Raw genomic sequence first — 14,052 nt, 5'->3', positions numbered from 1 at the left:
TAGAGCTGCGAATAGCGTTGCGGCAATCTGCGCCAATCTCTTCAAAGTCTAGTCCACCTGTGTCAAAGCTCAATTTATAGGCGGAGAAAGCTTCGCTGCTGGTTTGAAAATGAGAACCGTACCGAAAATCAGGCTCCTGCGTAAACAGAACGGCGGCCAATCCATCGCTCAATCAGCGCTTCAGCCATCGCTGGCGTATCCATTTGCAGGCGACGGGCGCTGTGTTGAACCTGCTGGAGCATATGCCCATCACGCTGCAGATCTGCTAAGCGGAAGCTGACCTCTCCCGTCTGACGTGTGCCGAGAAACTCTCCAGGACCTCGCAATTCCAGATCTCGCTCAGCAATCACAAAACCGTCGGTCGTTTCACGCATTGCCGCCAACCGTTCCTGACCGATTCGTGACAAGGGTGGGTTATAGAGCAAGACACAGAAGCTTTCTTGCGAGCCGCGACCGACCCGGCCACGCAACTGGTGCAGCTGGGCCAACCCTAAGCGCTCACTGTTTTCGATCACCATAAGTGTTGCATTGGGAACATCGACGCCCACTTCGATGACTGTCGTTGCGACCAACAGCTGAATATCGCCCCCACGAAAGCTGGCCATAGTCGCGTCCTTATCCGATGTCTTCATGCGCCCATGAATAAGCGCCACAGAGATTTCCGGCAACTCTTCACGGAGTTGCTCGGCCAATTCCTCAGCTGCCTGGGCTTCGATCTGCTCAGATTCTTCAATCAACGTACACACCCAATAGACCTGTCGGCCTTCCTCACAGACAGCAGCGACACGCTGTAACAATGCCTCGCGTCGCTGTTGACTCATAACCGTGGTGACTACGGGTGTCCGCCCTGGGGGCAGTTCATCGATGATGGAAGCATCCAGATCCGCGTAGAGGCTCATCGCCAAGGTCCTAGGAATTGGCGTAGCGGTCATAATCAATTGGTGACAATGCAAGCCCGGAGGGCACTTTTCCCGCAATGCCAAGCGCTGGTGAACGCCAAACCGATGCTGCTCGTCAATGACGCACAAAGCCAACGATTGAAAAGCAACATCATCTTGAATGAGTGCATGGGTACCTGCGACAAACTGGCACTTGCCATTAGCGAGGCGCTCACAGACCCGCTCTTTCTCGCTGGCTTTGAGACTGCCACTCAACCATTCCACCGAGATTCCGAGCGGCTCCAACCACCCCTGCAAGTTGATATAGTGTTGGCGCGCTAACAGCTCGGTTGGCGCCATCAAGGCCGCCTGACGCCCCGCACCAACCGCCTGCAAAATGGCCGCGGCAGCCACGACCGTTTTACCGGCTCCCACATCGCCCTGTACCAAGCGCAACATCGGTGAAGGTGCCTGTAAGTTAACACCCACTTCTTCGATTGCTCTTTTCTGAGCGCCGGTTAGGGTAAAACCCAACTGATGACAAAAGCGCTTGAACAAAGCGTCATCCCACGCCAGGGCAGCCGCTGATTGCTGCTCTCTCTGACGTCGGGTTTTGAGTGTGCTGAGATGGTGGGCCATCAGCTCTTCAAAGATGAGCGCCTGTTGCACGGGGTGTTCCCGCTCCACCAGTAGCGACAATTGAGCATGGGCAGGTGGATGGTGCAAATAGGCCAATCGAGAGGCGATCGATTCTCGACCATAGGGGTGATACTCAGGGCCGCAGAGTTCGGGCAAACTGACGTCGTTTAGGTGATCAAGCGCGGTCTCCACCAAAGCCCGTAGCTTTTGTTGAGTCACGCCGTCTGTCGCGCCATAAATTGGTGTTAATCGACCTTCGAGGGGAAGCGGGTGCTCACTCTTATCGGCATCCAGGTAATCAATTTCCGGATGGTAGAATTCCAAGCCAGTGACGCCTCTCCTCGCCTCACCGTAACAGCGTAACCGCAACCCCGGCTGCAATCGCTGTTGAATCGCTTTCGAAAAATAGTAAAACCGCAAAGTAACGGTTCCAGTCGTATCTTTGATCCGACATTGCAAACTCCGGCGGCGACCGAAGACGACATCCGTTTTTACCACTTCCCCTTCGATGACCACGTTGTCGTTTGGTCGCAATTGACCGAGGGGCGTAATACGGGTTCGATCCTGGTAGCGCAGCGGTAGGTGCAACAACAAATCAGCAATGGTGTAGATATGCAACCGTGCCAGCTTTTCTGCCAGCTTTGGACCAACGCCTTTGAGTGTTTCAATCGACCGGTTAGCCAGAAGCTGTGAACTACCTACCATGTCACCTCCAGTATGTCTGACCCTGTCTCAATCACCGATACGACATTGATTGATGGCTCGACGAAGCACATCAACCGCTTTAAAGCGAGGGTAACTGGCGCGCCAGGCAAGAGCTACCGTACGCCTGGGTGCCGGGTCGAGAAAAGCGCGGGTTACCAGGACATCCGGCCCATAGTAGGAGGAATTGGCGGCTGACATGGGCAATATGGTGATACCTAAACCAGAGGCAACCATGTGTCGCAAAGTATCCAGAGAGCTGCCCTCGGCAGCAACACGAGCTGGATTATGGTGGTCCAACCCCGTCTGTAAGGTGGGGCAAACAGCCATGACCTGTTCACGGAAACAATGCCCTTCGCCCAGCAATAAAACGTCTTGTCCCAAAAGGTCATCCGGATGGACACACTCAAGCTCCGCCAGCGGATGACGACGATGCATCAACACAACGAAGGGTTCATCATACAGTGGCTGAGTAACAACATCTGGCTCCGTGAATGGCAGTGAAACGACGATAACATCAAGGTCGCCATTGCGAAGTTTTTGTCGCAAAGTAGCGGTATAACCTTCTTCGACGTATAAAGGCATGCCCGGCGCAATTTTTTGCAATTCAGGGATGAAGTGGGGGAAGAGAAAAGGCCCGATGGTAAAGATCGCACCAACATTCAAGGGACTGCTGAGCTGATCTTTGCCCGCCGATGCTATTTCTTTGATGACACTGGTTTGTTCGAGCACCAATTGAGCCTGAGCGATAACTTTTTCTCCCAGTGGAGTCGCTTGTACTCGGCTCTTGGATCGCTCAAACAAGGCGACCCCTAACTCTTCTTCCAGCTTTTTGACCGCAATACTCAGAGTCGGTTGGGAGACGTAGCAGCGCTCTGCTGCATGCCCGAAATGCTGCTCTTGCGCCAGAGTGACGATATAGCGAAGCTCGGTTAGTGTCATCGGTTAGGCTCAATGAATTATGTTTAAGCACCATTTTGGCACATTGTTCACATAGTAGAAAACTATTGATTACTTAGTGATTAATAGATAATCAATTTAGGCATCAGACAATCATGAATCCAACTGCCGAAAGTGCCGCCCCAAGAATTTTACTGATCGGATGTGGCGATATCGCGCACCGATTAAGCCAAAAAGTTGCCTCTGCAACCTTCTGGGGCGTAAGGCGTAAGCCACCACACACCAATAATCGCATTCACTATCTGATCGCAGATGCGACCGATCTGAACTCCCTATCCGCCGTAATACCGGAAGACATTGACTACCTTGTTATCACCATGACACCCAGTGAACGCAGCGATACAGGCTATCGTCGAGCTTACGTGGACACAGTGACAAACCTGATAGAAATCGCACAATTGGAAACCGTGAGTCGCGTGTTTTTCGCATCCAGCACCAGTGTTTATGGACAAAATTCTGGCGAATGGGTCGATGAAAACAGTCAGACGACGCCCGTATCCTTTACTGGGGAACGGTTACTCGAGGCGGAACAAACGCTTCTTGATTCTCCATTATCCAGCACCATTGTGAGATTCTCGGGTATCTATGGTCCGGGCCGCTTAAGACTGCTACAGCAAGCAATCACCGGCCATGAAAAGGACTCAGATAACTGTACCTACAGCAACCGAATTCACAGCGAAGACTGTGCCTCGGTGCTCGCGCACTTAATCGACATGGACCAACGCGGTCAATCTGTTGCATCCTGTTATCTCGCCAGCGACAAGATGCCAGTCCCTCTCGCACTGGTAAAACAGTGGTTACGAACGAACGGCAGTCCTGCTCAGGATTTTGAGCAAAAACTGGCGCAGGAAGTGCATCGCACTAGTTCTTCCAACGCTCGGGAGCCCCGTTTCAACAAGCGCTGCTGTAACCAACGACTTGTTGATTCCGGCTACCAATTTATCCATCCTGATTTTCGATCCGGGTATCGGGAATTGATGAAAACCAACAGCGGTTAAAATAGCGATTGTCTTGCTCTATGATTCAATTCAGATTTATCGATTCTATTAACCAAATCGACGACAAACAGTGGGATGCCCTCTGGCAGACAGATTATCCCTTTGTTCAACACCGCTTTCTCAAAGCCCTGGAAGACAGCGGATGTACGATCGCAGATACCGGCTGGCAGCCATTCCATCTACTGATGGAAGACGACAGTCAGCTGATAGGGATTCTACCGCTCTTTCAGAAAACTCATTCTTACGGCGAATATGTCTTTGACTGGGGCTGGGCCGATGCATGGCATCGACACGGACTCGATTATTACCCCAAACTCCTGAATGCCATACCCTTTACCCCAGCGACCGGACCTAGAGTCGCCATTGCGGATGGAGTAGATCAGGAACTATGTGTAGAACAACTGACAAGCTTCTTGGCTGACTACTGCCAGCAGCAAGGTATCAGTGGTTGGCACAGCCTGTTCCTAAAGGAAGATAAGGCGCAACGGCTTGCGTATATGGGACACATGACCCGTATCGGCTGCCAATTTCACTGGCAGAATAGAAACTACAACGCCTTCGATGATTTTCTTGCGGAATTTAATTCCCGCAAGCGCAAGAATCTTCGTAAAGAACGGGAACAGGTATACAAAGCGGGCGTTACGCTGCAACGCTTGACCGGCGTGGACATTACGCCAACCCACTGGGACAGATTTTACCGGTTTTACCACTACACCTATCTAAAACGCAGTGGCGGCAGCGGTTATTTAAATCGGGAATTTTTCCACCAGCTGGCCGACGCTATGGCAGATCAACTGCTTATGGTCACCGCTGAACTGAACGGGCGTTTCATTGCCGCAGCACTGTGTTTCTTTGACAGCGACCAGCTGTATGGACGCTACTGGGGGTGTGAAGAGGAAATACCTGGTTTGCACTTTGAAGCCTGTTATTACCAAGGCATTGAGTTTGCCATCGAACAAGGACTCAAGCGGTTTGATCCTGGAGCCCAAGGCGAACACAAAATACAGCGAGGTTTTGAACCCACCTTAACCTACTCCAGTCACCACATCAGCGACCCTCGTTTTGCGGTAGCGATTGCTGACTTTCTTGACCAGGAAACGGAAGGGATCACCGCTTACGCGGAAGAATGCTCAGGCTATCTACCCTTTCGCAAAGCAGATGCTTGATGCTACCCCTTATTATTGCCCGGTAAATCACTGACGCTCAAAAACCAGACAGCGGTTGTTGGCCGGCATAGCAATATCATTCTGCAAAGACAGACCCACCGCCTCCAACTGAGCACACACGGCTTCAAAGTCACGAATACCTCTGTGAGGCACCTGCTCTTTTAACCAAGCATCAAATTCCCGATTGCTTTCACTGGTAAAATTACCGTTGTAATTGAATGGGCCGTAGACCACCAAACATCCGCCTGGTTTTAGTACGTCAGGCAAACGTGCAAAAAAGTGCAGATCTTCTTCCCAAGACATAATGTGCAGAGTATTTGCGGTAAAAACACCGTCAACATGAATGTCAGGCCAATGAGGTTGAGCAACATTTAACGCCAGTGGTGGTTGAAGATTGGCGCCATCGTAGATCGACTGCCAGCCCAAAATTCCAGGGTGATTTTCCGGTAGATCGCTTGTTAACCACTCTACGTTCGGTAAGTTTGCTGCAAAATGCACAGCGTGCTGACCAGTACCACTGCCGATTTCCAGAATCCGGGATGCCTTTTTAAAGGCAACTTTCAAGACCTGTAAGATGGGCTCTTTATTATTTTCACAGGCCTGAGAAAACGGTAGTTGGTCCATGCTGGCTCACTCCCTCAATTAAATGGCTAACTATTTTAGCCAGAAGCCAGCCACAACGATAGAAACTACACCATCAACGAACTTTGGCCACAAACTTAGACAGAGCTTCAAATTTCTCGGGATCGTTATCCACGAAGCGAATCTTCATTTTTATGATCTGGGTGTCCACGTGATTTTCGCCCGCCTCAATCGCGCTGAGATATCCGTTCACCCTCGCTACCTGACCGTCATCCAGCTCAATGTCCACCACGGCCTGTTCAAACAGTGATGGGAGCACATCGGGACGTGGCACCAAGCCACTAATCTCCTGAAGAGACACCCCTCGAACGACATAATTGCAATCCAAGTTTGCAAAACGAATACGTGCTTGGGTTTTCGCACTCTTCGCAGGTTTTCGGGACGCTGCTGCCTTCCCTCCAGCAGGTTTAGACGTAGCTTTCGCGTTACCCGGGTTTACCAGGGCTGAAAAGTCTGCCGCAACTGCAGATTTTGCCGCCGCTTTAGGTTTAGGCTTCGCTTTACCCGCACCGCCAGTCAAAACGTCAACCGAAGCAAACGCCACATCTTTACCGCTACTGGCAGAACTTAAACTCGTCTTTGGTGCTTTGCCGATTTTCTTAAGTTGTTTAGCGGTTTTCTTAAGCAACTCATCAGAGGTAAAGGGTTTAGTGATGAAATCAGACACGCCCGACTTGATTGCAGCGACCACATGCTCCCGATCTCCTCGGCTGGTCACCATAATAAAAGGCGTCTCTTTGAAGGCCTCCTGGCCGCGAATCCAACGCAAAAATTCTTCGCCACTCAGCCCTGGCATCTCCCAGTCACTGAGAATCACGTCGACTCGCTGCTTCTTCAGCTGCGCAATCCCTTTTTTACCATCGGTAGCCTCGTAAACCTCACAGCCAGGTATTCGCTCCCGGAGCTGCTTCTTAACCATGTCTCTGATGAAAGTCGCGTCATCAACGACCAGGAAACGTATCGCCATAAAACATCACTCACTTGAACTCCCCAAAGCCTAGTTCAAAATTCCCTCCTTTGCGGCACCGTTGAGCAACGGTTTTTGGTGGGCGTTTTTCCCTAAAAATGGAAAATTGTGGTATTCGGCAACAGATTTGTGGTGCTTTTTGCCCCGAAGCGTGGAAAATAGTGGCGATGAAATTTAGGGTCCATTTTATTTTTCAAAAATTCGGCTATTCTCTTTCTTTCAACAAGGCTCATACATTCAACTAAGACAGCAGGCACAGAGCATAGGGAAGAATCATGGTGGACAAAAATCAGCCTAACTCCTTGGCAATCATCAGCCTGATTAACGCACACGCCACTGAATTGAACGCAGAGAGCCAACGATTCCAATTGGGGCTCTGGCTCAAACAGCAGGGGATGATTTTCTCAGATGACGTAGAGTCGCCTTCAGTGACTAATCTGCACGGCAATATCTCCGCCTTAGAAAGCCGCTTAAAAATGCAATCGTGTCAACTCGTTCTGATGTGGCGCTTGAGCTGTCTGGATATCGGCCTACCGGGAGCGCTTCGCTGCCTTAAAGGCCTCAATCAAAAGGGAATTCGGTTGGTCGCCGCAGGCGATGGGCTGGATATTCAACCTCAAAACAATGATTCAATAACAACGCTTTATGACAGCCTATTGTCTCTAGACAACAGCTTTCGTAGCCAGCGCCAGCAACGAGGCATTGCCAGCGCATCAGCCGAGGGGAAATATCGCGGGCGGCAACGTGGAACCACGAAAGCCAAACCCGTTAAAGCCAAGAAGTTGAAATTACAAGGCTACAGCTTGGCGGAAATTGCAGAAGCCCTGGGGGTAACCGAACGTACCGTGCGCAACTATTTGCGCAGCTGAAGCAATCCGGTCAGCTCTCTCGCCGAGTAAAGACCCATTGGGTGTCCGTCGACAAGGTTTCGTCGAACCCATAGCCTCCATCCGAAAATGTCTTCAGCTGATCGGCAGACTCCAATCTATTGCGAATGGCAAAAGCCGCCATCATGCCCCGCGCTTTTTTTGCGAAGAAGCTGATCACCCGATACTGGCCATTTTTCCAATCTTTGAATACTGGCGTTATGACCTTGCCGTCTAGAGCCTTGGGTTGGACCGATTTAAAATATTCTTGAGATGCGAGATTTACCAACTCATTACTTTTCAGCTTATTGAGCTGTTTGTTCAAGCCCTCTGTCAGTAATTCTCCCCAAAACTGATAGAGATCTTTACCGCGACTGTTCTCAAACTTCGTTCCCATTTCCAGGCGATAGGCCTGCATCAAGTCCAATGGCCGCAACAATCCGTAGAGCCCAGACAAAATACGCAAGTGATCCTGTGCAAAAGCGAAATCGTCGGCACTAAACTCATAGGCCTGTAAGCCGCTATAAACATCCCCATTAAATGCCAAAACAGCGGGCCGAGCGTTTTTTGGTGTGAAAGGGAGACTCCACTGTTGGTAACGGTCGTAGTTCAGCAACCCTAGCTTGTCGCTTATGCCCATCAAGGCAGACACGTCCTGTGGTGCGAGAGTTCGTAATTGTTCCATGAGGGCCTCCGCATCACCGAGATATTCCGGTGTTGACCGACGTTTGGTCGGCAGAGGTGTTTCATAATCCAAGTTTTTTGCCGGTGACAATACAATTAACATATACAACTCATTTCAATAAAAATGCAGGCCTCTGACTGGAAAGACAAAACCCGCTCACCCATAAGTAGACGCTACTCAGGTTGTAAAATCTCTTGCCACCAATTTAATGGTGTCTCACCATCCGTGGGATCGTATACATTACCGTACATCCAAAAAACATCGTCACTGACGACGCCGTTTAAAATTTTTTCAATGGTCTGGAAGCCACAGCTGACATGAATGCTGTACACCAGCATTCGCGGTGTTTCGATATCCAACTGAGCACCAAGTTTTTCCAAGGGTGGACTTAACTCGTCGACAAGCTCACTACTGTCATCGCGGCAAAATACCCGAATCGACAAGTTGCCGCTGCGCTGCAGTATTTCAAACTGGCCCGTGTCTGTATCGAGGCGAATAACATCGCCACTGGCGAGGCCTTTGACGAAAGCCGGTGAATTGACCAGCTCACAACTGTTGTCCTCGTTAATTCGGACCCTGAGACGTTCAGCCACTGGTTGACCGTCTGCACCGGTTCCGGCGAACAATTCGATCACCTGTAACGCTGACATGACCACTACTCCCGATTCAATATCCGTAAAAGGTGGGCAAGTATACGTCAACTGGATGGATACTGCAGTTTACTCGACGGCTTATCAACTGCCAGGCGCCAGTCGACAAACATAAAACCCCAGTTCCTGCCGTCGTCTGACACATTCACGATTCACATTATCACAGGATTGCGCCCATCCTGGCGCGGAAGGCTTTTTTTGCAGGCAGGCTTCCTGCATTTGCGAGAGATCGTAGTCATTCATCCTCCTCAGTCGATCATCTCGCTGACACGCTGTCAGAGCGAAAACTAACGGAAGAGTGAACCAAAACGTTTTTAGAAAGGGATAGTCTTTCATCAGAACTCATCAACTGTCGCTGGAAAGAACTATAACTCGAAGGGAAACACCGAGACCAGCAACCGACGGTCACTGGTCTCCGTCGGGCGATCAGCTGTCGTCTTCTTCCAGCTTGCGCTGAATTTCCTTGACGCTGACATGGCGTACATCAAATCCTTTAACAAGATAGATGATATGCTCACAAATGTTACGAGCATGATCGCCAATGCGTTCCAACGAACGCAACGCCCAAATGATATTCATAACTCGGGATATCGAACGGGGATCTTCCATCATATAGGTCGCCAATTCTCGCATGGCAGACTTATATTCCTGATCGACGCGTTTGTCCTCTTTGGCCACACTGAGCGCTAAACCAACATCAAAACGAGCAAAGGCATCCAGGGTGTTGATGACCATTTGATGCACGATGGATCCAATGTGGCGTAATTCCACATAACCTCTGGGAGACTCACCGATTTCTCCAAGGTGTATTGCCATCTTAGCAACCTTGTGAGCTTCATCTCCCATGCGCTCAAGGTCACGGGTAATACGGGCAACAGAAAGTACCATACGCAAATCAGAGGCCGCAGGCTGGCGACGGGCTAACACCAGAGTACAATGCTCATCGAGACGAAGTTCCCGCTCATCCACTTCAGGCTCATAGTCAATGACGCTCTCAGCCAGCTCAGTATCGGCTTGAGTCACTGCATTGACGGAATTGATGATCTGTTGTTCAACCAGACCACCCATTTCCAGAAGCTCTGTCTTTAATGCCTCAAGATCAGCGTTGAACTGACCGGAGTAGTGATGATCGAGATGCAGTTTATCCATTAATTGTAATCCTGCGGGATAGTTGTCTGAGTCGGTAAGCGATTCCGGTTAACCAAAACGGCCAGTAATATAGGCTTCCGTCAACTCGTGATCTGGATTGGTAAATACCTTCTCAGTTTCGTTGACTTCGATCAAATTGCCAAGATGAAAATACGCGGTCCGGTCAGAAACCCGTGCCGCCTGTTGCATCGAATGGGTCACAATGGCAATCGTGTAGTTTTCGCTTAATTCAGCAATCAATTCTTCAATTTTTGCAGTCGCGATAGGGTCGAGCGCTGAACAGGGTTCGTCCATCAAAATAACTTCCGGACTTACCGCGATGGTTCTGGCAATACACAATCGTTGCTGCTGACCGCCGGACAACCCGGTACCAGGCGAGTGCAATCGATCTTTCACCTCATTCCACAAACCCGCCTTTTGCAGGCTGGACTCGACGATTTCATCCAGCTCGGTGCGATGACTGACCAAGCCGTGAATACGAGGACCATAGGCGACATTATCATAAATACTTTTGGGAAATGGGTTCGGCTTCTGGAAGACCATACCTACCCTTGCTCGCAATGGCACAACATCCAACTTTGGATCGTAGATGTCGTCATTTTCCAACTTAAGCGATCCCTGCACACGGCAGATCTCAATGGTGTCATTCATACGATTCAAGCAACGCAGAAACGTCGACTTACCACAGCCAGAAGGGCCGATCATCGCCACCACTTCACCGTGACCAATGTCGAGGCCGACATCAAATATCGCCTGTTTGTCGCCGTAAAAAACATCCACATTACGCATGGACATTTTAGCGTTCTCACAAAAAGGAATACCGACCGTTTGAGTTGTTGACGATTTATCGACCGGAGGTATCGTACCAGTCGCAGATGTCTCTGCGGTTACGCCTGATTTCGCAGACTCAGCAATTACATCCATTGATTCACCTTTCATAGTTCTGGGCTCGCTTACCAACGGCGCTCAAGCCGTCGGCGCAGCAGAACCGCAAGAGTATTCATTATGACGAGAAAACCCAGCAGGACCATAATTGCCGCCGACGTTTTCTCTACAAACGCGCGCTCTGGGCTGTCCGCCCACAAATAAATTTGTACCGGCAATACCGTAGCAGGATCCGTGATGCCACCAGGTACATCCACGATAAACGCAACCATTCCAATCATCAGCAAAGGAGCGGTTTCTCCCAGCGCCTGCGCCATGCCGATGATCGCACCGGTCAACATGCCCGGCATAGCCAACGGCAAAACATGATGCATGATAACCTGCATTTTAGACGCTCCGATGCCTAACGCCGCTTCTCGAATCGACGGAGGTACGGCTTTGATCGCTGCACGACTGGAAATAATGATTGTCGGCAATGTCATCAAGGTCAGAACAAATCCTCCTACGAGAGGAATGGACCTTGGCATGCTGAAAAAGTTGATAAAAATGGCAAGGCCCAAAAGACCGAAAATAATGGACGGTACGGCCGCCAGATTATTGATATTGACTTCAATAAAATCAGTTAAGCGGTTTTTCTGGGCATATTCTTCGAGATAAACAGCAGCGGCAACGCCAATGGGGAAAGAGAAGGCAAATGTCACCAATAGCGTGAATAATGACCCCATGATTGCACCGCGGATACCGGCCTGTTCAGGTTCCCGCGAGTCCCCCGCCTGAAAGAAATGCGCATTAAATTTCTTATCGACCTCACCCGAGGCAATGAGATCTTCGATCCAGGAGACTTGCTGCTCAGTGAATCTCCCTTTATAGGCCGATTCCGCATCACCTTTCCGACTTTTGACATAGGTATCATAGTCATCATCAGCCATAACCCAAACACTGACGGTTTTATCGAGCATGTCCTGATTTTCTTCAACCATCTCAGCAAGCTGATAACCGGCACCACTGCTGACAATACCATTCAGTGCACGCTTATCTCTGCGACCAGTGACCTCAGGAAAACGCTCTCTTAGAGCTTGTTTGATCGCTCCTTGAAAATCCGCCAGACGACGCTCTTCGGGGTTGTGAACGTTAGCAACGCCCAGAGCCTCCGACGTCAATGGAATATCCAGCTTGATATAAGTCTGGAAAAACCCACCGCTGCCTTTACCGATAATGTCACTGAATAAAAATACCAGGCACAGTAATCCAAAGATGACGGAAGCCATGCCATAAAATCGAAAGCGACGCTCCTTACGATAGCGTTTAGCAAGGTTGCGATTGACCAGCTCTATGGTCGATGGATTCTTGGCGTCTGAGTGGCCGGATGAGGGCTTATTCATATTGCTCTCTGTATTTCTTAACGACGTGCAGGGCGACGTAATTCAACGCCAGAGTGGTTACAAACAACATCAACCCTAAGGCAAAGGCTGACAGAGTCTTAGGACTGTCAAACTCCTGATCTCCAACCAACAGTGTCACAATCTGAACAGTGACTGTCGTGACGGACTCCAATGGATTCGCCGTCAAATTGGCCGCAAGTCCCGCAGCCATAACCACAATCATGGTTTCTCCAATCGCGCGGCTCGCCGCCAGGAGTACCCCTCCGACAATCCCGGGAAGGGCCGCCGGCATGATCACTCTTTTGATCGTTTCAGAGCGGGTAGCGCCAAGACCATAGGAACCATCCCTCAAGGATTGAGGTACAGCATTGATAACGTCATCGGATAAAGAGGACACAAAGGGAATGATCATCACCCCCATCACCAAACCAGCAGCCAGAGCACTCTCAGAAGAAACACCCACTTGCATGCCCAGCAATTCAAAGGTCCAGGTGCCGCCATCTCGAATTAAAGGCGCAATCGTCAGGGCGGCAAAAAAACCGTAAACCACGGTCGGAATACCCGCCAACACCTCCAACAGAGGTTTAACAATTGATCGCAGACGCGGACTGGCATACTCCGATAAATAAATCGCCGACATCAGCCCAGTCGGTACTGCGACCAACAGAGCAATAAATGAAATCAACAGGGTTCCAACAAACAGAGGAACTGCACCAAACGCTCCGGAACCTCCCACTTGGTCAGCCCGTATGGCCATCTGAGGGCTCCACTGCAATCCAAACAGAAATTCCGTCACTGGAACGCTGCGGAAAAACATTAACGACTCAAATATCACCGAAAAGACAATACCAACGGTGGTCAGAATCGCCAAACTGGCGCAACTGAGCAAAATAAAGCGGAACGCCTTTTCTACACTCAACCTGGCACGGGTTTCTGGCTTAATACGCATCCAGGCTAGCGCGGTTAGCAGCACACAGCTCGATAACCCCGCCACAGCAAGAATACGACCACTTAGGCTTTCCAGAAATTTCAATTCTGCGGCGGCTTCTGCCATATAGTCGGGAGTGCCGGCTCCCAGTGTATGTCCTTCAGCAAGGTTCTTTATCTGATTGAGGATAAGCCCCTGTTCCGACTGACTTAGGCTATGTACGGAATCCGGCAACGACCGCAAAACAAAGCTATCGATGACACTGCCATCGAACATCACCCACAGAGCAACCAGAATCAGCGCTGGCACACCACACCATAGTGCGGTTAATACACCGTAGTAAAACGGCAATGAGTTGAGATTACGGTAGCCGCCTCGACTGGTATCAGCGAGTGCGACCGAACGCTGGCGACCGAGAAAGAAAGCAACTGCGATCAAAACCGCAATCGTCAGCAATAAAGTGGATGTGTTCATATGACAGAGTTCTGTCTCTAAAGAAAAAAATAGCCCGGAATCATCGGGCTATTAACGGCGTTTAGTCAAATCAGGCGGTCT

General features: G+C 50.1%; 14 protein-coding genes. 3 read left to right on the top strand and 11 right to left on the bottom strand.

Features of this window, described 5'->3' with window-relative positions; all coding sequences use genetic code 11:
* Positions 1–128: 128 nt before the first annotated feature.
* Positions 129–2,222, bottom strand: coding sequence for an ATP-dependent DNA helicase RecG (gene recG / locus ACXAFR_RS14360; RefSeq protein ID WP_475178051.1), 2,094 nt, complete (start codon positions 2,220–2,222; stop codon positions 129–131).
* A gap of 27 nt (positions 2,223–2,249) precedes the next feature.
* Positions 2,250–3,161, bottom strand: coding sequence for a hydrogen peroxide-inducible genes activator (locus ACXAFR_RS14355; RefSeq protein WP_475178049.1), 912 nt, complete (start codon positions 3,159–3,161; stop codon positions 2,250–2,252).
* Positions 3,162–3,274: 113 nt separating this feature from the next.
* Here ACXAFR_RS14355 and ACXAFR_RS14350 point away from each other — a divergent pair, with 113 nt between their 5' ends.
* Complete coding sequence (locus tag ACXAFR_RS14350; protein ID WP_475178048.1) at positions 3,275–4,177, top strand: NAD-dependent epimerase/dehydratase family protein; 903 nt, start codon at positions 3,275–3,277, stop codon at positions 4,175–4,177.
* Between the two features lie 20 nt (positions 4,178–4,197).
* Complete coding sequence (locus tag ACXAFR_RS14345; RefSeq protein WP_475178046.1) at positions 4,198–5,343, top strand: GNAT family N-acetyltransferase; 1,146 nt, start codon at positions 4,198–4,200, stop codon at positions 5,341–5,343.
* Between the two features lie 27 nt (positions 5,344–5,370).
* Here ACXAFR_RS14345 and ACXAFR_RS14340 read toward each other — a convergent pair whose 3' ends face one another.
* Both ACXAFR_RS14340 and ACXAFR_RS14335 read right to left on the bottom strand, forming a co-directional pair.
* Entirely contained in the window at positions 5,371–5,967 is a 597-nt protein-coding gene (locus tag ACXAFR_RS14340) for a DUF938 domain-containing protein (protein WP_475178045.1), read from the bottom strand.
* Between the two features lie 73 nt (positions 5,968–6,040).
* On the bottom strand, positions 6,041–6,952 hold the full coding sequence (locus ACXAFR_RS14335; RefSeq protein ID WP_475178044.1) for a response regulator: 912 nt from the start codon (positions 6,950–6,952) through the stop codon (positions 6,041–6,043).
* A 275-nt stretch (positions 6,953–7,227) separates the two neighbouring features.
* Here ACXAFR_RS14335 and ACXAFR_RS14330 point away from each other — a divergent pair, with 275 nt between their 5' ends.
* Complete coding sequence (locus tag ACXAFR_RS14330; protein WP_475178042.1) at positions 7,228–7,821, top strand: recombinase family protein; 594 nt, start codon at positions 7,228–7,230, stop codon at positions 7,819–7,821.
* A gap of 10 nt (positions 7,822–7,831) precedes the next feature.
* On the opposite strand, the gene yaaA is transcribed toward ACXAFR_RS14330, so the two are convergent.
* The 7 genes from yaaA to pstC form a co-directional block, all read right to left on the bottom strand.
* Entirely contained in the window at positions 7,832–8,605 is a 774-nt protein-coding gene (gene yaaA / locus ACXAFR_RS14325) for a peroxide stress protein YaaA (protein WP_475178041.1), read from the bottom strand.
* A gap of 71 nt (positions 8,606–8,676) precedes the next feature.
* On the bottom strand, positions 8,677–9,153 hold the full coding sequence (locus ACXAFR_RS14320) for a DUF4265 domain-containing protein (RefSeq protein WP_475178038.1): 477 nt from the start codon (positions 9,151–9,153) through the stop codon (positions 8,677–8,679).
* An 84-nt stretch (positions 9,154–9,237) separates the two neighbouring features.
* Entirely contained in the window at positions 9,238–9,489 is a 252-nt protein-coding gene (locus ACXAFR_RS14315; RefSeq protein WP_475178036.1) for a hypothetical protein, read from the bottom strand.
* 90 nt (positions 9,490–9,579) lie between these two features.
* Complete coding sequence (gene phoU, locus ACXAFR_RS14310) at positions 9,580–10,302, bottom strand: phosphate signaling complex protein PhoU (protein WP_475178035.1); 723 nt, start codon at positions 10,300–10,302, stop codon at positions 9,580–9,582.
* Between the two features lie 48 nt (positions 10,303–10,350).
* A complete protein-coding gene (pstB, locus tag ACXAFR_RS14305) occupies positions 10,351–11,226 on the bottom strand; it encodes a phosphate ABC transporter ATP-binding protein PstB (protein ID WP_475178033.1) in 876 nt (291 codons plus the stop codon).
* A gap of 29 nt (positions 11,227–11,255) precedes the next feature.
* Positions 11,256–12,569, bottom strand: a complete 1,314-nt coding sequence (pstA, locus tag ACXAFR_RS14300) for a phosphate ABC transporter permease PstA (RefSeq protein ID WP_475178031.1) — start codon at positions 12,567–12,569, stop codon at positions 11,256–11,258.
* Entirely contained in the window at positions 12,562–13,971 is a 1,410-nt protein-coding gene (pstC, locus tag ACXAFR_RS14295) for a phosphate ABC transporter permease subunit PstC (protein ID WP_475178029.1), read from the bottom strand. Before pstC ends, pstA begins: the two co-directional genes overlap by 8 nt.
* Between the last annotated feature and the right edge of the window lie 81 nt (positions 13,972–14,052).

This window comes from Pseudomaricurvus sp. ABR4_320 (genome assembly GCF_056159445.1).
The sequence above is the reverse complement of the archived record's forward strand: the minus strand, read 5'-3'. Positions and strand labels throughout refer to the sequence as shown.

Excerpts from the sequence above, each read along its gene's own strand:
- pstB (WP_475178033.1), bottom strand. The coding sequence starts at position 11,226 with ATGGATGTAATTGCTGAGTCTGCGAAATCAGGCGTAACCGCAGAGACA.
- pstA (WP_475178031.1), bottom strand. The coding sequence starts at position 12,569 with ATGAATAAGCCCTCATCCGGCCACTCAGACGCCAAGAATCCATCGACC.
- ACXAFR_RS14330 (WP_475178042.1), top strand. The coding sequence starts at position 7,228 with ATGGTGGACAAAAATCAGCCTAACTCCTTGGCAATCATCAGCCTGATT.
- phoU (WP_475178035.1), bottom strand. The coding sequence starts at position 10,302 with ATGGATAAACTGCATCTCGATCATCACTACTCCGGTCAGTTCAACGCT.
- ACXAFR_RS14320 (WP_475178038.1), bottom strand. The coding sequence starts at position 9,153 with ATGTCAGCGTTACAGGTGATCGAATTGTTCGCCGGAACCGGTGCAGAC.
- yaaA (WP_475178041.1), bottom strand. The coding sequence starts at position 8,605 with ATGTTAATTGTATTGTCACCGGCAAAAAACTTGGATTATGAAACACCT.
- ACXAFR_RS14340 (WP_475178045.1), bottom strand. The coding sequence starts at position 5,967 with ATGGACCAACTACCGTTTTCTCAGGCCTGTGAAAATAATAAAGAGCCC.
- recG (WP_475178051.1), bottom strand. The coding sequence starts at position 2,222 with ATGGTAGGTAGTTCACAGCTTCTGGCTAACCGGTCGATTGAAACACTC.
- ACXAFR_RS14335 (WP_475178044.1), bottom strand. The coding sequence starts at position 6,952 with ATGGCGATACGTTTCCTGGTCGTTGATGACGCGACTTTCATCAGAGAC.
- ACXAFR_RS14345 (WP_475178046.1), top strand. The coding sequence starts at position 4,198 with ATGATTCAATTCAGATTTATCGATTCTATTAACCAAATCGACGACAAA.
- ACXAFR_RS14350 (WP_475178048.1), top strand. The coding sequence starts at position 3,275 with ATGAATCCAACTGCCGAAAGTGCCGCCCCAAGAATTTTACTGATCGGA.
- ACXAFR_RS14315 (WP_475178036.1), bottom strand. The coding sequence starts at position 9,489 with ATGAAAGACTATCCCTTTCTAAAAACGTTTTGGTTCACTCTTCCGTTA.
- pstC (WP_475178029.1), bottom strand. The coding sequence starts at position 13,971 with ATGAACACATCCACTTTATTGCTGACGATTGCGGTTTTGATCGCAGTT.
- ACXAFR_RS14355 (WP_475178049.1), bottom strand. The coding sequence starts at position 3,161 with ATGACACTAACCGAGCTTCGCTATATCGTCACTCTGGCGCAAGAGCAG.